The sequence below is a fragment of the Bacillus sp. DX3.1 genome (assembly GCF_030292155.1).
Taxonomy (GTDB): Bacteria; Bacillota; Bacilli; order Bacillales; family Bacillaceae_G; genus Bacillus_A.
Genome location: NZ_CP128153.1, coordinates 4,979,110 through 4,999,385 on the forward strand (window position 1 = coordinate 4,979,110; position 20,276 = coordinate 4,999,385).

General features: G+C 40.9%; 24 protein-coding genes and 1 pseudogene. 1 reads left to right on the forward strand and 24 read right to left on the reverse strand.

The annotated features are described in order from the left end of the window. Window positions 1-3: 3 nt before the first annotated feature. Genes QRE67_RS24965 through QRE67_RS25010 form a run of 10 tightly spaced genes read right to left on the reverse strand, consistent with a single transcriptional unit; the run spans window position 4 to window position 9,093 of the window. Window positions 4-1,506 carry an NADH-quinone oxidoreductase subunit M gene (locus tag QRE67_RS24965; protein ID WP_286122835.1) on the reverse strand — a complete coding sequence of 501 codons (1,503 nt, stop codon included), beginning with the start codon at window positions 1,504-1,506 and terminating at the stop codon, window positions 4-6. Further along, entirely contained in the window at window positions 1,503-3,368 is a 1,866-nt protein-coding gene (nuoL, locus tag QRE67_RS24970; protein ID WP_286122836.1) for an NADH-quinone oxidoreductase subunit L, read from the reverse strand. The genes QRE67_RS24965 and nuoL overlap by 4 nt, the downstream gene beginning before the upstream one ends. 29 nt (window positions 3,369-3,397) lie before the next feature. Beyond that, window positions 3,398-3,712 carry an NADH-quinone oxidoreductase subunit NuoK gene (gene nuoK, locus QRE67_RS24975; protein WP_286122837.1) on the reverse strand — a complete coding sequence of 105 codons (315 nt, stop codon included), beginning with the start codon at window positions 3,710-3,712 and terminating at the stop codon, window positions 3,398-3,400. Next, window positions 3,705-4,229: an NADH-quinone oxidoreductase subunit J gene (locus QRE67_RS24980; protein ID WP_286122838.1), complete on the reverse strand. Its 525-nt coding sequence runs from the start codon at window positions 4,227-4,229 to the stop codon at window positions 3,705-3,707. The genes nuoK and QRE67_RS24980 overlap by 8 nt, the downstream gene beginning before the upstream one ends. Then, window positions 4,226-4,645, reverse strand: a complete 420-nt coding sequence (gene nuoI, locus QRE67_RS24985) for an NADH-quinone oxidoreductase subunit NuoI (protein WP_286122839.1) — start codon at window positions 4,643-4,645, stop codon at window positions 4,226-4,228. The genes QRE67_RS24980 and nuoI overlap by 4 nt, the downstream gene beginning before the upstream one ends. A 24-nt stretch (window positions 4,646-4,669) precedes the next feature. Next, window positions 4,670-5,671 (reverse strand): NADH-quinone oxidoreductase subunit NuoH, encoded by a 1,002-nt coding sequence (nuoH, locus tag QRE67_RS24990; RefSeq protein ID WP_286122840.1) that lies wholly within the window; start codon window positions 5,669-5,671, stop codon window positions 4,670-4,672. Next, window positions 5,671-6,771, reverse strand: a complete 1,101-nt coding sequence (nuoD, locus tag QRE67_RS24995; RefSeq protein ID WP_286122841.1) for an NADH-quinone oxidoreductase subunit NuoD — start codon at window positions 6,769-6,771, stop codon at window positions 5,671-5,673. The genes nuoH and nuoD overlap by 1 nt, the downstream gene beginning before the upstream one ends. A gap of 5 nt (window positions 6,772-6,776) precedes the next feature. Beyond that, window positions 6,777-8,219, reverse strand: a complete 1,443-nt coding sequence (locus QRE67_RS25000) for an NADH-quinone oxidoreductase subunit C (RefSeq protein WP_286122842.1) — start codon at window positions 8,217-8,219, stop codon at window positions 6,777-6,779. Beyond that, the gene (nuoB, locus tag QRE67_RS25005) at window positions 8,216-8,734 is read right to left on the reverse strand and encodes an NADH-quinone oxidoreductase subunit NuoB (protein ID WP_286122843.1); all 519 of its coding nucleotides are present in this window, start codon (window positions 8,732-8,734) and stop codon (window positions 8,216-8,218) included. The genes QRE67_RS25000 and nuoB overlap by 4 nt, the downstream gene beginning before the upstream one ends. Then, window positions 8,725-9,093: an NADH-quinone oxidoreductase subunit A gene (locus tag QRE67_RS25010; protein WP_286122844.1), complete on the reverse strand. Its 369-nt coding sequence runs from the start codon at window positions 9,091-9,093 to the stop codon at window positions 8,725-8,727. Before QRE67_RS25010 ends, nuoB begins: the two co-directional genes overlap by 10 nt. 145 nt (window positions 9,094-9,238) lie before the next feature. On the opposite strand from QRE67_RS25010, the pseudogene QRE67_RS28955 reads away from it, so the two are divergent. Next, window positions 9,239-9,486 (forward strand): annotated as a pseudogene (locus QRE67_RS28955) (EAL domain-containing protein); the annotation flags it as partial. A gap of 163 nt (window positions 9,487-9,649) precedes the next feature. On the opposite strand, the gene QRE67_RS25020 reads toward QRE67_RS28955, so the two are convergent. From QRE67_RS25020 to upp, 14 genes are all read right to left on the reverse strand, one after another. Next, window positions 9,650-10,303, reverse strand: a complete 654-nt coding sequence (locus QRE67_RS25020) for a DUF975 family protein (RefSeq protein WP_286122846.1) — start codon at window positions 10,301-10,303, stop codon at window positions 9,650-9,652. A gap of 112 nt (window positions 10,304-10,415) precedes the next feature. Continuing rightward, a complete protein-coding gene (locus QRE67_RS25025) occupies window positions 10,416-11,213 on the reverse strand; it encodes a DUF975 family protein (protein WP_286122847.1) in 798 nt (265 codons plus the stop codon). A gap of 183 nt (window positions 11,214-11,396) precedes the next feature. Continuing rightward, window positions 11,397-11,798, reverse strand: coding sequence for a F0F1 ATP synthase subunit epsilon (gene atpC, locus QRE67_RS25030; RefSeq protein ID WP_286122848.1), 402 nt, complete (start codon window positions 11,796-11,798; stop codon window positions 11,397-11,399). 20 nt (window positions 11,799-11,818) lie between these two features. After that, the gene (gene atpD, locus QRE67_RS25035) at window positions 11,819-13,228 is read right to left on the reverse strand and encodes a F0F1 ATP synthase subunit beta (RefSeq protein WP_286122849.1); all 1,410 of its coding nucleotides are present in this window, start codon (window positions 13,226-13,228) and stop codon (window positions 11,819-11,821) included. 232 nt (window positions 13,229-13,460) lie between these two features. Beyond that, window positions 13,461-14,321: a F0F1 ATP synthase subunit gamma gene (gene atpG, locus QRE67_RS25040; protein ID WP_286122850.1), complete on the reverse strand. Its 861-nt coding sequence runs from the start codon at window positions 14,319-14,321 to the stop codon at window positions 13,461-13,463. 215 nt (window positions 14,322-14,536) lie between these two features. Continuing rightward, complete coding sequence (atpA, locus tag QRE67_RS25045) at window positions 14,537-16,048, reverse strand: F0F1 ATP synthase subunit alpha (RefSeq protein ID WP_286122851.1); 1,512 nt, start codon at window positions 16,046-16,048, stop codon at window positions 14,537-14,539. Window positions 16,049-16,059: 11 nt separating this feature from the next. Then, window positions 16,060-16,602: a F0F1 ATP synthase subunit delta gene (locus QRE67_RS25050; RefSeq protein ID WP_286122852.1), complete on the reverse strand. Its 543-nt coding sequence runs from the start codon at window positions 16,600-16,602 to the stop codon at window positions 16,060-16,062. Then, a complete protein-coding gene (gene atpF, locus QRE67_RS25055; RefSeq protein ID WP_286122853.1) occupies window positions 16,599-17,105 on the reverse strand; it encodes a F0F1 ATP synthase subunit B in 507 nt (168 codons plus the stop codon). The genes QRE67_RS25050 and atpF overlap by 4 nt, the downstream gene beginning before the upstream one ends. 125 nt (window positions 17,106-17,230) lie before the next feature. Continuing rightward, window positions 17,231-17,449 (reverse strand): F0F1 ATP synthase subunit C, encoded by a 219-nt coding sequence (gene atpE / locus QRE67_RS25060; RefSeq protein ID WP_286122854.1) that lies wholly within the window; start codon window positions 17,447-17,449, stop codon window positions 17,231-17,233. 60 nt (window positions 17,450-17,509) lie between these two features. Beyond that, window positions 17,510-18,232, reverse strand: a complete 723-nt coding sequence (atpB, locus tag QRE67_RS25065) for a F0F1 ATP synthase subunit A (RefSeq protein ID WP_286122855.1) — start codon at window positions 18,230-18,232, stop codon at window positions 17,510-17,512. 7 nt (window positions 18,233-18,239) lie between these two features. Next, entirely contained in the window at window positions 18,240-18,632 is a 393-nt protein-coding gene (locus QRE67_RS25070) for an ATP synthase subunit I (protein ID WP_286122856.1), read from the reverse strand. Next, a complete protein-coding gene (locus QRE67_RS25075; protein WP_286122857.1) occupies window positions 18,632-18,856 on the reverse strand; it encodes an AtpZ/AtpI family protein in 225 nt (74 codons plus the stop codon). The genes QRE67_RS25070 and QRE67_RS25075 overlap by 1 nt, the downstream gene beginning before the upstream one ends. Before the next feature lie 56 nt (window positions 18,857-18,912). After that, window positions 18,913-18,996 (reverse strand): DUF4024 domain-containing protein, encoded by an 84-nt coding sequence (locus QRE67_RS25080; protein ID WP_286125376.1) that lies wholly within the window; start codon window positions 18,994-18,996, stop codon window positions 18,913-18,915. Between the two features lie 496 nt (window positions 18,997-19,492). Then, the gene (gene upp, locus QRE67_RS25085; RefSeq protein ID WP_286122858.1) at window positions 19,493-20,122 is read right to left on the reverse strand and encodes a uracil phosphoribosyltransferase; all 630 of its coding nucleotides are present in this window, start codon (window positions 20,120-20,122) and stop codon (window positions 19,493-19,495) included. Window positions 20,123-20,276: the final 154 nt, after the last annotated feature.

Consider the following 20,276-nt stretch of genomic DNA (forward strand, 5'->3'; position numbering starts at 1 on the left):
ATCCTATCTACCTCCCAGCATTTTTACGGTGTCTTGCAGCGGCATTCCCAGCATTTCCGGTATAACACCTATCACGATAATACAAGCGAGAAGCAAAACAATCGGAACGTATTCCCAGCCATGCACATCCCGCTTCGGCTCCGAGTTCCCTTTTCCGAATGTAACTTGCAAGGTAGCCCGAAGGACATATACCGCTGTTAAAATAATGCCAAGTGCTCCAATCGCAGCGATGATCGGCTTTGCTTGGAATAATCCAAGGAATGCGAGAAATTCGCTAACAAATCCGGACATGCCCGGAAGGCCGAGCGAAGCCATGCTTCCGGCTAATAGAAAGCCGCTCAGCACTGGTACTTGTTTTGTCAAGCCACCAAGCTTGGTTATGTTAGAAGTCCCAAAGCGCTCCTCAATCATGCCGAGCAAGAAGAACAGTAAAGCGGCAATTAAACCGTGGGACACCACTTGAAATAACGCGCCTTTCATACCCGCTACATTGAGTGCAGCCAATCCCATTAAGACAATTCCCATATGAGAAATACTAGAGTAGGCTAACACTTTTCGGAAATCCGTTTGAACCAGTGCCAAAAACGCACCATACAGCAAGTTGACCACACCTAAAATGGCAAACACCATTGCAAAGTCGTTAAACTGTTCTGGAAATAACCCTTTCCCAAACCTGACAATCCCATATGCCCCAATCTTCAGCAGAACACCTGCATGTAGCATAACTGCCGCAGGATGGGCTTGTACGTGTACATTCACCATCCAGCGATGCAACGGAAATACCGGCAGCTTAATTGCAAATGCAATCATAAGAGCAAGGAATAAACCAAGCTGCAAGGAATCTGAAATAATGCCGGTAGATGTCGTTTCAGCTCCTGTCAAAATCTCTTTTAGCTCTGTAATATTCGTTGTACCCGTTTTCGCAAAGAGAATAGAAAAGGCAATCAGTAAAATAGCGGAACCAATGCCGTTATAGATTAAATAGCTATACGCTGCTTTTTCGCTATTCAATTTCCCCCACTTTCCAATTAGTAAAAACATCGGTGGCAATGTAATTTCAAAGAAAACGAAGAACAAGAGTAAGTTTTCTGCGGCAAAGACACCTAACATACCAATCTCAAGTATTAGTAGCAGCATATAAAATTCTTTTATATGTTTCTGAATCGAAAACGCCTTTATCGCAGCAAGTGTTGCCAAAAGCGCCGTTAAGAACATCATCACAAGTGAAAAACCCTCGATGCCAAGCTCATAGTAAATGGAAAAAAATTCTTTATCCACATCTGGAAAACGCCCAAATTGAATCCATTTTACCTTTTCCGCAAACATCGTTAAGCTCTTTCCGGAAGCATATGTACTGGCTAGAACAATGGCGATGCCAAGCGGAAACAACGTTCCAAATAGGCCGAAACCTCGCGCCGCTCTTACCTCTTTGCTAGGTGTTAACGCGAGCATGAGAATACCAAGAAGCGGTGAAAAAATGAAGAATGATAATAAGAATGCATTCATTGCCAATACCCCCCTGTAAATAACAGAATGACAACTAATGCCGCTAAAGAAACAGCAGTCACTGTTCCATACATTTGTACCTTCCCATTTTGTAATTTGGAGCCACCGCTACTAGTACCTCGTACTATACCGCCAATCAATCGTGCGATTCCTTCAACGATATATGTTTCAAAAAAACGAAGTACAATCGCAATTCCTTTTACGAGCGGGAGTACCACAGTGCTATAGATTTCATCTATATAATATTTCTCCTTCAATATGCTGTACGTCATTGTTTCTTTTCCGCCAGCCCAGTCCTTGGAAATAGAACGTTTTCCATACATGAGGTACGCCAAGAAAATACCTGCTAGTGAAATAAGCGTCGCAACAACCATAATCCAGATAGGACCATGACTTTTCTCGACTTGAAACTGGACATCTTTTGTAAGCCAATCCCCAAGGAATGTTCCGAACCACGGTGTATTGATGTAACCCGCCAACACGGCGAGGACACCGAGGACAATCATCGGAAACGTCATCACGCGCGGGGATTCGTGCACATTCTTTTGCTCTTCAGGAGCCTCTCCTGTAAAGACAAGAAAGTATAAACGGAACATGTAGAACGCTGTAAAGAAAGCCGCGATGATCGCAAGGACGAATAAACCGTAATTGCCGTGCATCCACGCTGCCATCAAAATTTCATCTTTACTAAAGAATCCTGAGAAGAGTGGAACTCCGCTAATGGCCAGCGTACCGATCAAGAAGAGCGTCCCGGTTACTTTCATTTTCTTATGCAATCCGCCCATTTCTTTAATGTTTTGCGTATGCACCGCATGAATGACGCTTCCTGCCGCTAAGAAAAGTAATGCTTTAAAGAAAGCGTGCGTCGTTAAATGAAAGACACCTGCAACGTATCCAGCCGAGCCAAGAGCGAGCATCATATAGCCAAGCTGACTAACTGTGGAATACGCGAGGACTCGTTTAATATCCGTCTGCACAAGCCCAATGGATGCTGCAAAAATCGCGGTAAAGGCGCCAATGACAGCGACGGTTTGCATCGCTACAGCACTTGCGGAGAAAAGTGGGAACATCGTTGCTACTAAATACACCCCAGCCGCTACCATCGTCGCTGCATGAATAAGTGCCGATACAGGCGTCGGTCCTTCCATTGCATCTGGCAACCACGTATGCAGCGGAAACTGACCGGATTTCCCCATCGCACCGACAAAGATTAAAATCGCAGTGAGCGTAATCATTGCAGGTGCTATTTCTCCAGATTGAACTGCCTTAAAGATTGCATCATACTCAAAACTACCAGTTTGCCAAAAGAGTAAGATCATCCCGATAAATAAGCCAACATCTCCAATGCGAGTCATAATAAATGCTTTTTTCGCAGCAGCTTTCGCTTCTTCTTTAAAAAAGTAAAAGCCGATGAGTAAGAACGAACCAAGTCCAACTAGCTCCCAAAATACATACAGCTGCAATAAGTTTGTGGAGATGACAAGCCCCAGCATCGCAAAGGTAAATAACCCTAAGTATGCATAGAAAACAGGAAGCCTTTCCTCATCATGCATATATCCTTTCGAATACACATGTACGAGTAAACTGACAAGTGTAACAATAAAGAGCATTAAGGCATTCAATGCGTTAATCTCAAAACCAAACGAAATATCTACATCACTAAGCTGTAGCCATACCCATTGCTGTTTGACCGTTCCTGATGAGAATCGTTCTATTAATACAAGTACCGCACCCACAAAGGAAAGAAATGCAAGGAGAATGCCGAGTAAACTGCTTCCTTCTTTCAGTTTCTTCCCGAACATAATGAGCAAAAGAAATGAGGCAAGCGGGAAAAGCGGTATGAGCCATGCGTAATTGATCATTGTTTCCTTCCCCCTTTTCGGTCACAATGTTAATGCTTTAGTGAATCCATTTCATCTACATTCACCGTTGCACGGTTGCGATATAGCGCAATTAAAATCGCAAGTCCCACCGCCGCTTCCGCCGCCGCAACAGACATCGTAAACAGTGAAAAGATTTGTCCCGTCAAGTTTGGAAAAAAGCCTAATTTACTAAAAGCAATTAAATTTAAATTCGCTGCGTTTAACATTAGTTCAATACACACTAATACAATGACCGTATTACGCTTTGTTAAAGCCCCGAATAAACCGATGCAAAACAGGATAATCGCAAGGGTTAAGTACGCGGAAGCTGGGACGCTACTCATGGGAATCTTCCTCCTTCTCATCCTTCTTCGCAAGTACAATTGCTCCAATAAGTGCAACAAGTAAAATAACCGATGTTAATTCAAATGGGATAATATATTTTGAATACAGCAATGTTCCAATTTGAAGTGTATTTTCCTCATGAAGCGCTAACCCACCCTGCGTACTGCGGTCTGTAAACTCGATATTATTAACAGCAAAGTACATCACTGCACCAAATGCTACAACTGCAAGAAATACGACCAATTTGCGGAGACTAAAGCTCGCTTCACTTTCGGCGTTATGCTTCGTTAGCATAATGCCGAAAATCATAATAATCGTAACTGCCCCGGAATAAATCAAAATTTGCGCAACCCCTACAAACTCTGCCGATAACAAAAAGTACAATCCTGCAATACTAAGAAACGTAAACACAAGGGCGAGCATCATATGCATCACTTTCGTTAAGTTCAACATAAGAATACCGCCTATAATCGCCGTTAAGGACAATGCTAAAAACGCTACCAACTCACCGCTCATGCTTTATTCTCCCTTCTGACGTTCTCATCATTTTCATCGAGCCACTGTAAATTTTTAAACAAATCATCTCGTGTATACTCAGCAAGCTCGAAGTTATTTGTCATGACGATCGCTTCTGTTGGACAAACCTCGGTGCATAAATCGCAAAGAATACAAATTTCAAAGTTAATATCATACGTATCGATGATTTTCCCTTTTTTCGTAGGGCCTGGATGCTTCTTCCCGGTTAATTGAATGCAGTCAGTTGGGCAAATATTTGCACATTGATTACAAACGATACATTTTTCCGGATAAAATTTTTGAATACCGCGGAAGCGATCCGGTAATGGCAATGGCTGATTCGGGTAATCGTACGTTACCTTTTTCTTGCTTAAGTTACTAAGCGTATACTTTAGACCTTTAAATAATCCCTTCATGTCTTACTGGCACCCCCTCTTAGATTAGAAGAACAACTCCTTAATCAATGCCGTTAAGAAAATGTTTGCAAGCGCGATTGGCAATAGTACCTTCCAGCCAAACTCCATCAATTGGTCGCCTCGCATACGCGGGAACGTCACGCGAAACCAAATTAATAGAAAAACAACGCTGCTGAACTTTAATGCAAACCAAACGGCACCGGGAATAAAGCCAAGGAACGGAATCGGCTGCCACCCTCCTAAAAACAACACCGTTATAAGCGAAGCCATTCCAAAGAAGTACACGTATTCAGAAAGCATAAAGAACGCCCAGCGGAAACCCGAGTATTCCGTATGGTAGCCAGAGACAAGCTCCGATTCTGCTTCCGGCAAATCAAACGGCGTCCGGTTTAACTCCGCTACAGCAGCAATTAAGAAAATGACAAACCCAACTGGCTGCGCAAAGATGTACCAAATCTTCTCTTGAGACTGTACAATTTCATTTAAGTTCAGACTACCCGCTAACAAAACGACACCAATTACGCTCATCACGAGCGGAATCTCGTAGGAAATCATCTGCGCCGCAGCACGCATTCCGCCTAATAACGAATATTTATTGTTTGATGCCCAGCCCCCGGTCACAACACCAATCGTTGTAATACCTGAAATGGCAATATAATAAAGAAGTCCCACTCCAATATCAGCAAACTGAAACTTATCCGTAAACGGAATCACTGCGAGCACCATAAAGGCTGGGGCAAATGCGATGACAGGTGCTAATATAAACAGCGGCTTATCCGCAGCCTTCGGAATGCTATCCTCTTTTAATAACAGCTTTAACACATCAGCTACGGTTTGCAGTAAACCGAATCGTCCACCAACCTGGTTCGGACCAATCCGGCCTTGCATAAATCCCATCACTTTCCGCTCTGCTAAAATCCCGTATGTAACAAAACCAAGAACAGCAAACAGGAGCAAAACTGCTAACCCAAAAAAGATAAGAAAATTCGTCCAACCTGCCGGTGACTCTAAGAGGTGCTGTATCATCACCCATCAACCTCCCCAAGTACAATATCAACGCCACCTAAAATCGTAATTAAGTTCGCGATATTTTCGCCTTTCAAAAGCTTCGGTAAAATCTGCAAGTTGTAAAAAGACGGTCTGCGGAATTTCAAACGATACGGCTCTTTCTTCCCTTCACTAGCAATATAGCAACCGATTTCTCCGCGTGGTGACTCAATGCGGACAAAGGCCTCGCCCTTTGGCACCTTAATAATTTTCGGCACCTTTGCCATCGTCGGTCCGTCTGCCGGAAACTGCTGGGCAGCTTGTTCGATAATTTTCAGGGATTCCTCAATTTCCTCCATGCGGCAAACGTAACGGTCCCAAGCATCTCCTTCTTTACCTACCGGAATATCAAAATCAAAACGATCATAAATGGAATACGGTTCATCCTTACGAAGATCCCACTTTACACCCGTGCAGCGTAAATTCGCTCCGCTCAGCGAATAAGAAAGGGCGTCTTCCGCACTATACGTTCCCACACCTTTCACACGATGTAAGAAGATTTCATTCCCGCTCACAAGATCGTGATAGCCTTGCAGTTGCTCTCTCATATAAGGGACAAACTCACGGACCTTTTCAATCCAGCCGTCCGGTGCATCCCATTTCACGCCGCCCACCCGCATATAGTTGAACGTAAGCCGCGCGCCGCACAATTCATTTAGCAAGTTAATAATCATCTCCCGCTCCCGGAATGCATATAGAAACGGGCTAACGGCCCCGATATCAAGCAAGTTTGTTCCCCACCAAACAAGATGACTTGCAACGCGGCCAAGTTCCATCGCTAGAACCCGCAAATATTCCGCACGCTCTGGAATCTCCAGACCCATCATCGTCTCGACTGCGTGACAGATGACATAGTTATTAGTCATCGCCGATAAATAGTCCATTCGATCTGTATACGGGATAATTTGCGTATACTGCAAACTCTCTGCAATCTTCTCCGTTCCCCGGTGTAAATAACCAATGACAGGTGTAGCTTCCTTAATGATTTCTCCATCGATTTTAATAATAAGTCGAAATACACCGTGCGTACTCGGATGCTGCGGTCCTACGTTTAACAACATTTCTTCTGTACGAATCATATTTGCTACACCTCCACATCCAATGGCTCGTAATCTTTCCGAAGCGGATAACCAACCCAATCTTCTGGCATTAAAATACGCGTTAAATCTGGATGTCCTTCAAATACAACACCAAGCAAATCGTACGCTTCACGCTCCGGCCAATTGGCTCCGTTCCATAGCGATGCAATCGACGGTACTTTCGGCGTTTCACGATCCAACTTCACCTTCACTGCTACAGACTGCTTCTTTACATATGAAAACAAATGAACATACACTTCCATATGTGTTACAAAATCCGTCGCATGAAGCTCCGACATATAGTCAAAAGCCAGTCCTTCATGATTTCGCAATAATTCCATTACCTCATAATAATGCTCCAGCTTGATAACAAGCGTTGGTACATCCTTTGAAAGGTTATTAATATAGTAATCTGCTAGCGAATGTTCGCCCATTTTCTCCTTTACAATCTTCAAGTACGTATCTAAATAGGGCTGGTTCTGTGACGGCTCTTCTACTTTTGGTTCTTCCTCCTTCTTTACCCCGGCCCCTCTTGCCTTTGCTGCAGCTGCAGCTTTCGCTTTGGCCGCTGCGATTGCCTTGGCCTTTTCTTCATCCGATGCTGCTCCGCCTTCTGTTCCCTTCTGCTTCGCTAGCGCTGCTGCTTTTGCTTTCGCTGCTGCCACGGCTTTCGCTTTCGCTTTTTCCTTTTCTTCATCCGATACTGCTCCGCCTTCTGTCGCCTTTTGCCTCGCTAACGCTGCTGCCTTTGCTTTGGCTGCTGCCGCGGCTTTCGCTTTTGCCTTTTCTTCATCTGATACTGCTCCGCCTTCTGCCGCCTTCTGCTTCGCTAACGCTGCTGCTTTCTCTTTGGCTGCTGCCGCGGCTTTCGCTTTTGCCTTTGCTTTGTCTTCATCCGATACCGCTCCGCCTTCTGTCCCCTTCTGCTTCGCTAACGCTGCTGCTTTTGCTTTGGCTGCTGCCGCGGCTTTCGCTTTCGCTTTTGCCTTTTCTTCATCCGATACTGCTCCGCCTTCTGTCGCCTTTTGCCTCGCTAACGCTGCTGCCTTTGCTTTGGCTGCTGCCGCGGCTTTCGCTTTTGCTTTTGCCTTTTCTTCATCCGATACTGCTCCGCCTTCTGTCCCCTTCTGCTTCGCTAGCGCTGCTGCTTTTGCTTTGGCTGCCGCCGCGGCTTTTGCCTTTGCTTTTTCTTCATCAGAAGCTGCGCCACGATTTATTTCCTTTTGTGCCGCTAGTTCTTTCGCTCTTGCCTTTGCTTCCTCTGCAGCACGGCGTTTTGCTTCCTCTATATTTACCTCGCCATCTTTTGGTAGCGCTTTCTCTTTTTCTTCTTGTACATCGGACATTTCTGCTTCATTCTTTGCCGCGAGTCGTTTCCGTGCTTCTTCCTTCGCATGTCTTGCAGCTTCTTTTTTCATATTTTCTATATCTTTATTTGGATCGCTCATCTATTCGTCACCTGCTTTCCAGTCTTTGCTTCGTAACGAATTTTCTCTTTTAATTTATTAATCCCGTAAATTAAAGCAGCTGGGTTCGGTGGGCAACCTGGAATGTATACGTCTACCGGTACAATTTGGTCCACTCCTTTAACAACAGCATAGGAGTTCACATACGGACCACCAGCTGTCGCACAGGATCCCATCGCAATTACCCATTTCGGTTCCGGCATTTGATCGTATAAACGACGAACAATCGGTGCCATTTTCTTCGTTACTGTCCCAGAAACAATCATGACATCGGATTGTCTCGGTGATGTGCGAAAGAATGACCCAAATCGGTCTAGATCATAATGCGATGAGCCAACTCCCATCATTTCAATGGCGCAGCATGCAAGTCCAAATGTCATTGGCCATAAAGAATTGCTACGCGCCCATCCCTTTACCTGTTCCAGTGTTGTAAAAAAGATATTTCTCTCTAGTTCCGCACGCTCCCCTGGGTGTAAATCTTCAAAATTTATAGCCATTGTAACACCTTCTTCTTCCAAGCATATGCCAGACCAATAAGCAGCATAATAACAAAGATTAACATTTCAACAAGCGCGAACAAACCAAGCTTGTCATATGCGACAGCCCACGGATATAAAAATACGGTTTCTACATCAAAAATGACAAACAGCAATGCAAAAATGTAGTAACGAGCATGAAAACGAACATTTGCATCATGATATGGTTCAATTCCGCTTTCGTACGTCGTTTCTTTTGCTGCACTCGGTTTATATGGGCGCAACAGTTTTCCTAATGTAAGAGCTACTACCGGCAGCAATATACCCACTAGTAGAAAGATGCCAACAATCATATAACTATTTTCATATACATTTGCCACTGTGAAACCCTCCCCCCTTAATAAGAACAAGTTCACTTAGTAAACAATATGATTCATTTGCATTATTTATTATTTTTTTAATTTTTCTAAATAATACAACTATACTTATTATACCAAACTTCAAATTCTTATGTCGATATATTGGGAAAAAGAAACCGTGTCAAAACTTAAACAATTAAAGAAACATAGAATTCAAATATCTATTGATAACTTCGGCATAAGTTATTCTTCATTTCTCGGTTAATACATAAAAAAATACTAAGAGAATTTATACAAATGGTAGAATATCGTGCTGAAGAAAAAGCTATTGTTTTAACGATTCTTTCCTTTGCCAGTATGCTACAGCTCCCCGTCGTTGCAGAAGGAATTGAAACGACAGAACAACTTCAATTCAATCACTTTCTTATTTACAGATTCTGGATAAAAATTCCCTTTTTCCCCATAGAAAAACACCTCCAACTGGTCGTTACATCTACATACGACAGTGGGGGATGTTTTATCCTTGTCTCACTTTATTGGGTCACTCTAAACAATTAATGTTTATGCTTGGTGTTTTTTAGAAAGAAGGATCTTCCTTTTTGTAATAATTCTTTGAAATTTCTTCATAAAATGCCGCTGTTGTTGTATAAAAATATGGTGCTAACCATAAGAAACCGATTCCTAAAGTAATCACACTTAGTAAAAACCATCCAATAAAACTTAAACATAATAAGAAATAATCCATTTTATGTCCATCCATCATACGACGACTTTCAGTAATCGCTTGATTCATTGAATACTCTGGATGATCGTTTAAAATAAAGTATGTCATGGAATAAGAAAATGATTTAATAATTCCTGGAATAATAAGTAGCAATGTCCATAAAGCAAGATAGATGTATACTAGTAAGTATACTAAAAATGATTTTATGAATTTATTTCCATCTGTAAACCATTTAAATAGCTGCCCAATACGAACCTCTTTTTCACGAACCGCATGCAAAGCAAGATAATTGGCCCCTAAAGTTAATGGCCCGATAATAAGCATTGCGACAATATCCACTGAAAGCGATTCTTTTGCTTCCTCCCATCCCCAAGCTGTTGCGAAAGGAAATGTAATACCGACTCTACAAGCAGAGACAAGAATGGCAATAAGTAATGTAGTACCTACTGCTAGTCCCCATTTCCCTTTCAATGCATCAAGTGCTCTTCTTTTTAATTCACTAATCATACAAGTCCTCCTAATCCATAATTTATATTAGTATAACATGCCCCTAGCATCTTATATTCCTAAAAAAAACGGGATGCATATAACTATTATGCACCCCGTTTTCCATATATTCTTAATATGATTCATTCCCTGATACATGCTGATAAAAGTGCGCGGTTGTAGTATACATATATGGTAAAACCCATAAAAATCCGAAGCCTAAAGTAAACACCGCTAGCACACACCATCCGATAAAGCTAAGCCATAAAAGAAACAAATCCATTTTATGTCCTTTCATCATGGTTTTACTTTCTTTCATTGCTTGTAAAACTGGATACTCTGGATGATCGATTAACACAAAAAATGTCATCGCGTAGGAAAAAGACCCAATAATTATATAAATAATTGAAATAAATACTAGAACAAAGTATGCAATTAAGAATACCGCATAACCATCCGATCCAAGGACTGAAAATATAATTATAAATATAACCGTCACTAGGAAAGGAATCCATACTCCTGAATAGAGAAGCATTAAAATCATCGCTTTCATAGTAGTCATCATTCTTTTAAAACCGCGAAATCCTTCAAATACGGAATCTATTGTAACATTACTTCTTCTACTTAACTGTAAAACAGTATTGCTATATCCATAATATGTAATACCTTGTGAGGCAAACATAACCACTATAAAAGCAACATAAAGCAATAGAAAAACTAAAAGAGCACCAACTGAAAAAAATTCCTCATAAAATACACCTTTAATTCCATCTGCAAATCCGCCTACTGCTAAACTAAAAAGTACAAAAATAAGGGCCAGGGCAAACGTAATAACATACGACAAAATATAATATAAGAGTGTTGCACCAACACCCAGCCCCCATCTTCCTTTTAAAGATTCTAATGCTTCCCGTTTCATTTCACCAATCAATTTCTTCATCTCCTTTATGAATAGAATTTGTATGATTACTATATTCATAACAACTTATGAATATAGTAATCATGCAATTATAACATTTCGAATCATTTTTTTGGAAAATATAAGATTTTATGTACATAATTACTAAAAAATAATAAAAAAAATCCGTAAAGGAATGGACCTTTACGGATTTTCTTATTTCATATCGGAAACGTTCAAACGGTTTACCGCACGCTGCAGCGCCAGCTCTGCACGTTTGAAGTCAACATGTACTTGTTTATCTTGCATACGCTGCTCAGCACGGCGCTTCGCTTCATTTGCACGATGAATATCGATATGGTTTGCTTCTTCAGCAGATGATGCCAATACTGTTACTTTATCTGGACGAACTTCGATAAAGCCACCGCTTACTGCTACATAATCAGTGTGACCGCCATTTTTCAAACGAACCGCACTAATTTTCAGCGGTGCAACAGTTGGAATGTGACCTGGTAAGATCCCCATTTCCCCACTTTCTGCTTTCACGCTTACCATTTCTACTTCTTTTTCGTAAACCGGTCCATCAGGAGTTACAATACTGACTGGAAATGTCTTCATAATGCGTCCCTCCTAAGGCCTTACGCCATCATTTTCTTCGCATTTTCAATAACTTCTTCAATACTACCAACAAGGCGGAATGCATCTTCTGGAAGGTCATCATATTTTCCTTCTAGAATTTCTTTGAAACCACGAACCGTTTCTTTTACAGGTACGTAAGATCCCTTTTGACCTGTAAATTGCTCTGCCACGTGGAAGTTTTGTGATAAGAAGAATTGAATACGACGAGCACGTTGTACAATTAACTTATCTTCTTCAGAGATTTCATCCATACCTAAGATAGCGATAATATCTTGAAGCTCTTTGTAACGCTGTAATGTTTGCTGTACTTGACGAGCTACTTCATAATGCTCTTCTCCTACGATTTCTGGAGAAAGTGCACGAGATGTCGAAGCTAATGGGTCTACCGCTGGGTAAATACCCATTTGTGTTAAACGACGCTCTAAGTTTGTTGTTGCATCTAAGTGAGCAAACGTTGTTGCTGGTGCTGGGTCAGTGTAGTCATCGGCTGGTACATATACCGCTTGGATAGACGTGATAGACCCTTTATTTGTTGATGTAATACGCTCTTGTAATTGACCCATTTCTGTTGCAAGCGTTGGTTGGTAACCTACCGCAGATGGCATACGACCAAGAAGGGCAGATACTTCAGAACCAGCTTGTGTGAAACGGAAGATGTTATCGATGAACAATAGTACGTCTTGTCCTTGCTCATCACGGAAATGCTCAGCCATTGTTAAACCTGTTAATGCAACACGTTGACGTGCTCCAGGTGGCTCGTTCATTTGTCCGAAGACCATCGCTGTTTTCTTGATTACGCCAGAATCGCTCATTTCGTGGTATAAATCGTTACCCTCACGAGTACGCTCACCTACACCAGCGAATACAGAGATACCACCGTGTTCTTGTGCGATGTTATTAATTAATTCCTGAATTAATACCGTTTTACCTACACCGGCTCCACCGAATAGACCGATTTTACCACCTTTAATGTATGGTGCAAGTAAATCTACTACTTTAATACCAGTTTCAAGAATTTCTACTTTTGTAGATAATTCTTCGAATTGAGGTGCAAGACGGTGAATTGGATCACGGCGTACATCCGCTGGAATCTCACCATCTAAGTCAATCGCATCACCTAATACGTTGAATACACGACCAAGTGTTACATCACCAACTGGAACGGAAATTGCTTTACCAGTATCTTCTACTTCTGTACCACGAACAAGTCCGTCTGTGGAAGACATCGCAACTGTACGAACTGTGTCATCACCTAAGTGAAGTGCAACTTCAAATGTTAGGTTAATACTTGTTCCGTTTTCATTGCGTTGTTGTACCGTAAGGGCATTGTAGATTTCTGGTAGCTTTCCGCCATCAAACTTAACGTCTACAACCGGACCCATGATTTGCGTAACGCGCCCTTTATTCATCGGGTTCCCTCCTAGCTTTCTTTAAATTAGCCAGCTTTCTATGAGAGTCGGCTTTCATTTTTTTATTAGTGTAGCTTTGGCGACTCTTCTGAAGGAGCCGCTTCCGCTTTTTATTGAATCTAGCTCCAGCGGTTAGAATGCTCGGTGGCTTCGCTTTTTCCTGCGAGGCAAAGAACGCCTCTACGTCAAAAGCTCCATCCCTCTCCCATTCTGAATGAACCGCTTTCGCTTTTTATTCTAACGCTGCTGCGCCACCAACGATTTCCGTAATTTCTTGCGTAATCGCTGCTTGTCGAGCACGGTTGAATGAAAGTGTAAGTGTATCGATAACTTCCATCGCGTTGTCTGTAGCACTTTTCATTGCTGTCATACGCGCCGCGTGTTCACTTGCTTTACCATCTAGTAATGCACCGTACACTAAGCTTTCTGCGTATTGTGGCAATAATACTTTTAAAATATCTTCTTCTGAAGGTTCAAATTCATATGCTGTCGTCGGTTTATCAGACGTCACTTCCGTAAGCGGTAAAATTTTATTTTCCGTCACTTCTTGTGAAATTTTACTTACAAAATGGTTGTAGTAAATATACAGCTCATCATAAGCACCATCTGCAAACATCGCAATTGCTCGAGAAGCAAGATCTTTAATATCTGTAAATGATGGGTGGTCAGAAAGTCCAACTACTTCATCAATGATGTTAAAGCCACGACGTTTTAAGTAATCACGACCTAGTCGTCCAAGCACAATAATTGAATATTGGTTTGAATCCATGTTGTGACGTTCACGAATTACGTTACTCACTGTACGTAAAACGTTACTGTTATAACCACCTGCTAGTCCGCGATCAGACGTAATAACGATATATCCTGTTCGCTTCACAGGACGTGCCGTTAGCATCGGATGATTAATCCCTTTGCTACCTCGCGCAATGCTCGCTACTACTTCTTGAATCTTTTCCATATACGGAACGAAAGATTTAGCATTTTGCTCTGCACGACTTAACTTCGATGCAGATACCATCTCCATCGCTTTCGTAATTTGGCTCGTTTTCTTTGTCGAGTTAATTTTCGCTTTTATATCGCGTAAAGATGCCACAGGTTTTCACCACCTTTTTTCCGGAAGTTGGCACGATTAGTAAGAGCCCAATTGGTTCATCTTCCTAATCTACATTGCAAGATACTCTTGCTCATGATTGAAGGAAAAGAATAGGTGCACCTACTCTTTTCCTCTACATAACCGTTAGCAATTCCTGTAAGAGTTGCCTTTTTATATAATCTAGCTTCAGCGGCTATAAGCCACCTCCACTTTTTTTATGCTTCAGAAGCTACAAAGACTTTTTTGAAGCCATTGATTGCTGCAGCAAACTTTTCGTCATCCGCAAGTTTCTTTGTTGTGCGAATTTCGCTTAATAGCTCAGCTGCATTTGAATCTAACCAAGCATGGAATTCTTCTTCAAAACGAGTGATATCTGCTACTGGGATATCATCTAGGAATCCACGTGTTAGAGCGTAAAGAACCATAACTTGTTTCTCTACTCGTAACGGTTTGTGTAATCCTTGTTTTAATACTTCAACTGTACGCGCACCACGGTTTAATTTCGCTTGTGTTGCTTTATCAAGGTCAGAACCGAACTGAGCGAACGCTTCTAACTCACGATAAGATGCAAGGTCAAGACGAAGTGTACCTGATACTTTACTCATCGCTTTAATCTGAGCAGATCCACCAACACGAGATACTGAAGTACCTGCATCAATCGCTGGACGTACACCAGAGAAGAATAAATCAGATTGTAAGAAGATTTGTCCATCTGTGATAGAAATTACGTTTGTTGGGATGTAAGCTGATACGTCCCCTGCTTGTGTTTCGATGAAAGGTAACGCTGTTAAAGAACCGCCGCCTTTTGCATCACTTAATTTTGCTGCACGCTCTAGTAAACGAGAATGTAAGTAGAATACATCCCCTGGATACGCTTCACGACCTGGAGGACGACGTAATAGTAATGACAATTCACGATAAGCAGCTGCTTGTTTCGATAAGTCATCATATACTACTAATACGTGTTTACCGTTGTACATGAATTCTTCACCCATTGTTACACCAGCGTAAGGAGCTAAGTATAATAATGGAGCTGGTTGAGAAGCTGATGCTGTTACAACGATTGTGTACTCTAATGCACCATGCTTACGTAGTGTTTCTACTACGTTACGTACTGTAGATTCTTTTTGTCCAATTGCAACGTAGATACAAACCATATCTTCATCTTTTTGATTTAAGATTGTATCAAGTGCAACTGCTGTTTTACCTGTTTGGCGGTCACCGATGATTAACTCACGTTGACCACGACCAATTGGTACAAGTGCGTCAATCGCTTTAATACCTGTTTGAAGTGGCTCATGCACAGATTTACGATCCATTACACCTGGTGCCGGGCTTTCAATTGGACGAGTGTTTGTTGTATTAATTGGGCCTAAACCATCTACTGGTTGACCTAATGGGTTTACAACACGGCCGATTAGTTCTTTCCCTACTGGCACTTGCATGATGCGGCCTGTACGACGAACTTCATCACCTTCACGAATTTCTGTGTAAGGTCCTAAAATAATAATACCTACATTATTTTCCTCTAAGTTTTGTGCTAGTCCCATAACGCCGTTAGCGAACTCTACAAGTTCACCAGCCATAACGTTATCAAGACCATGAGCACGTGCGATACCGTCACCGACTTGGATAACTGTACCAACATCGCTAACTTCGATTTCAGACTGATAGTTTTCGATTTGTTGCTTTATCAGTGCGCTAATTTCTTCAGCTCTGATGCTCATGTGCTTCACCCCTATCTATTCTTCATAAGTTCACGCTGAATACGTGCTAACTTTCCTTGTAAACTTCCATCATAAATGCGATTTCCAATGCGGACTTTAATGCCGCCTAGTAAATCTTCATCTACAACATTTTTTATGCGAATTGCATCTTTTCCCGTTCTCTTTGCGAATGCTTCTGCGATGCTAAGCTTTTCCTCTTCAGATAGAAGACGAATCGAATATACAGTCGCGTCTGCTACGTTACGCTCTTCATTTGCAAGAGCAACATATTCATTTGCAATTTCAGGTAATATTTCGATACGCTTGTTATCCACTAAAATGTATAACGTATTTAAAATCGATTCAGAAATAGAAGAAAACACGTTAGAAAGAAATGTTTTTTTCTGTTCCTTTGAAATGTTTGGTTGTGTTAAAAAGCTATGTAGTTCTCCGTTCTTTACAAAAACGTTTTGTACAAGTCGCAATTCTTCTTCAAACATTTCTAATACGTGTTTTTCTTTTGCGATTTGAAAAAGAGCGACAGCATAACGTTTAGCTACAATCTCATTGCTCATCGCGCTTCTCCTACTTCTTTAATATAATCGCGAATTAATTTTACTTGGTCTTCTTCTTTTAATTCTTTTTCAATTACTTTAGAAGCAATTTGAATAGATAAAGAAGCAACTTGTTCTTGCAGAGCAACAATTGCTTGCTCTTTTTCGCGTTGAATTTCTTGTACAGCAGATGCTTTAATTGATTCTGCTTCTTCTTTTGCAGCAGCAACAATAACATCTTTTTGATCTACAGCTTGTTTTTTCGCTCTTTCGATTAACTCTTGCGCTTCAACACGTGATTGTTTTAACATTTCACGTTGTTCTTCCACTAATTTTCTCGCCTCTGCGTTGTTCTTTTCTGCAGCGTCGATTTCATTAGAAACATGCTCTTCACGTTCCTTCATAATTCCCATTAAAGGACCCCAAGCAAATTTACGAAGCATTACTAATAGAATTAGGAAAACGAACAATGTATAAGCGATCGTTCCGAATGGAATGGCAGCTCCTAATAATAAAGTTGGCACAAGGATTCACTCCCTTCAAATATCTAAATTGACCATATGAAAAAAAGACAAATATTTCGTTCATAAAGCAATGGCGAAGAAAGTCAAAAAACACTCTTCGCCATCTATGTAAGGGGAGCTATCCCTTATTTGTTCATTACGATGAATGCAATAACTACACCGATAATTGGAAGTGCCTCAACTAATGCAACCCCGATGAACATGATTGTTTGAAGTGGACCTTTTAATTCTGGTTGACGAGCAACACCCTCGATTGTACGTGATACGATAAGACCGTTACCAATACCTGCACCTAGTGCTGATAAACCAATTGCAATTGCAGCTGCGATTACACCTAAACTCATTTGAAATGTCCTCCTTTGTATTATAAAAAATAAATTTTTTTACTTACTTATTAAAGTATATTAATGGTCATGACTTACTTTATGCGCCATGTACACCATCGTTAACATTGTAAAGATAAACGCTTGGATTGAACCAACGAACACACTGAATCCCATCCACGCTAACATCGGTACAACAGCACCCAATGCTCCAAGTACTGCTCCACTTCCACCTAATTTAGCAAGTAATCCTAATAAAATCTCACCAGCATAGATGTTACCGAATAGACGAAGACCTAACGTTAATGTGTTAGCAAATTCCTCAATAACCTTTAAAGGAAATAAGAACTTCATAGGTTGGAAATAACCTTTTAAATATTCTTTTGTACCCTTCATCTTAATACCATAATAATGGGTGAGGGTAACTACCATCACGGCTAATGTTAATGTAACTGCTGGGTCAGACGTTGGCGATCTCCACCATGCAATATGTTCACCAGCCTCAGTTGTTGAATACATGAATGGTAGACCGAGCATGTTTGATACGAAGATAAACATCATCAGCGTAACGCCGAGCGTTAAAAAGCGTCCGCCTGTTTTCCAGTCCATCGTACTGTTAATAATCCCTTTCGCAAAGTCTAGAGTCCATTCAAGGAAGTTTTGCATTCCTGTTGGACGAAGAGCTAAGCGACGAGTCCCGATAACAGCGATTAAGAAAACAATGAGTGCTGCAACAGTAACCATCATGACTGAGGACAAATCGAACGTTAAACCTAGAAATTCAACTAATTTACCGTGTTCCACTAGTAATTCACCTCTCTTCCCTGCTCTTATACTCTAAATAAAGAAAATCTATGATCATGACAAGATATCCTGTCAGCAATCCTACACCTAAGCTCCACATCGCAATTAAATGCTGATATTTTGCTGCAAACAAAATTAATAACCCTATCGTGGCAAATCTCGAATATGTACTAACAGCGGTCGCCTTAAATTTCACGTTTTCTCCATTTGTAACGCGATCTAAGAGCTTGTCTGTTCTACGTGCAATGATGCGCAAACTAAGAAAACTGAAAATCGTTCCGATAATCAGTCCAAGAAATACATCCTTGTAAGAGGTACATCCCCATCCTAGTACAAAAAGTGCAAGCAAGTAGTACATATATTTCTTTTGTCTTTGAACAAGTCCATGTACGTCTATCATCATTGCTCTCCCGAATAATAATGTTGAATGAGTCGAACCATTGCATAAATCCCTGTTCCTAATCCAAGCAATAAGCCAATAATAAGAAACAACGGAAACGTCCCAACCTTGCTATCAATCCACTTCCCACCAAAAATTCCAATAAGAATAGAACCGACTAACTGGGATAAAATTCCCGTCATTAAAGCATATGCTTTAACCGGATTGCGATCGTCTTTTTGCAAGGATTCATCCCTCCAATATGTAAACCTCATTCACGATGTGTTAATAATAACTCATTTTATTGCATAAATCCTATACAAAACAAAAAGTTTACTTTTTCGTCACGGAATAGATATAATTTTGTCACTGAAAGCCCTACCATCTATCCCCGTTGTTAGCATACAATAGGGTATTAGCAGTGTCAACGAGAAATCGTAAAAAATCAAAAAATTTGAGTATTAGTCAATTCTTGCCAAAAATGAAAACGTTCCCCTTTAAAATACTGGTGAAAGATGTCTAATTTCTAAGAGATTTTTCTTTATAATAGAAGGAAAAGTTCACAAGTTTGTCACGATTATATTTTTAAAATATAACGTTTTTCTTCTATAATATAGTATTTCACTGAGATCAGACATCTATAGTATATGTGTTATATATGCAAGTTATGTTGTATATACAAAAAATCCCATGCCCGGATCCCATCAATCTAAAACCCTTCCCCTCCCCTACCTCCCTTATACATAAAGTGAAACTTTTCTTTGTGGAAGGTTTTCTTCACCCCTCGCTAAGAAGTAGCCCGCACCAATCGGGTTTTACTGCTCACGAGTAGCGGGATGAATAAAAAACAGACGAGTAGGGAATCCCTCTCGTCTGTTGTCTTACTTCGTTCCAAATAAACGGTCACCAGCATCGCCAAGACCAGGAACAACATAACCATGATCATTTAATTTCTCATCTAATGCTGCTACATAAATATCAACATCAGGGTGCTCTTCTTGTACCACTTTTACTCCTTCTGGAGCAGCTACGATACACATTAATTTAATTTGTTTCGCACCGCGCTTTTTCAGAGAGTTAATTGCTTCTGCTGCTGAACCACCTGTTGCTAACATCGGATCAAGTACGATAAAGTCACGTTCTTCTACATCCGTTGGAAGTTTCACATAGTATTCTACAGGTTGCAATGTTTTCGGGTCACGGTATAAACCAACATGGCCTACTTTTGCCGCTGGAATTAACTTTAGAATCCCGTCTACCATTCCTAAGCCCGCACGTAAAATTGGAATTAAACCAAGTTTTTTACCAGCGATTACTTTTGTTGTCGCTTTGCTTACAGGCGTTTCGATTTCGATTTCTTCAAGTGGAAGATCGCGTGTAATTTCAAATGCCATTAAACTTGCTACTTCATCCACTAATTCACGAAATTCTTTTGTACCTGTATTTTTATCGCGAATATATGTAATCTTATGCTGAATTAACGGGTGATCAAATACATACAGTTTTCCCATGTGAATCTCTCCTTCAGATGATATTCATGCGTGAGGACACGCCGTTTTGCACTATTTACGATTGTAAAGAAAACGTCGCCAATATTCAAGGGCAAATTTGGGAAAGTTTCAAATCCGTTATCGTTCTACCTAATATCTTTACCAATTATGGAAA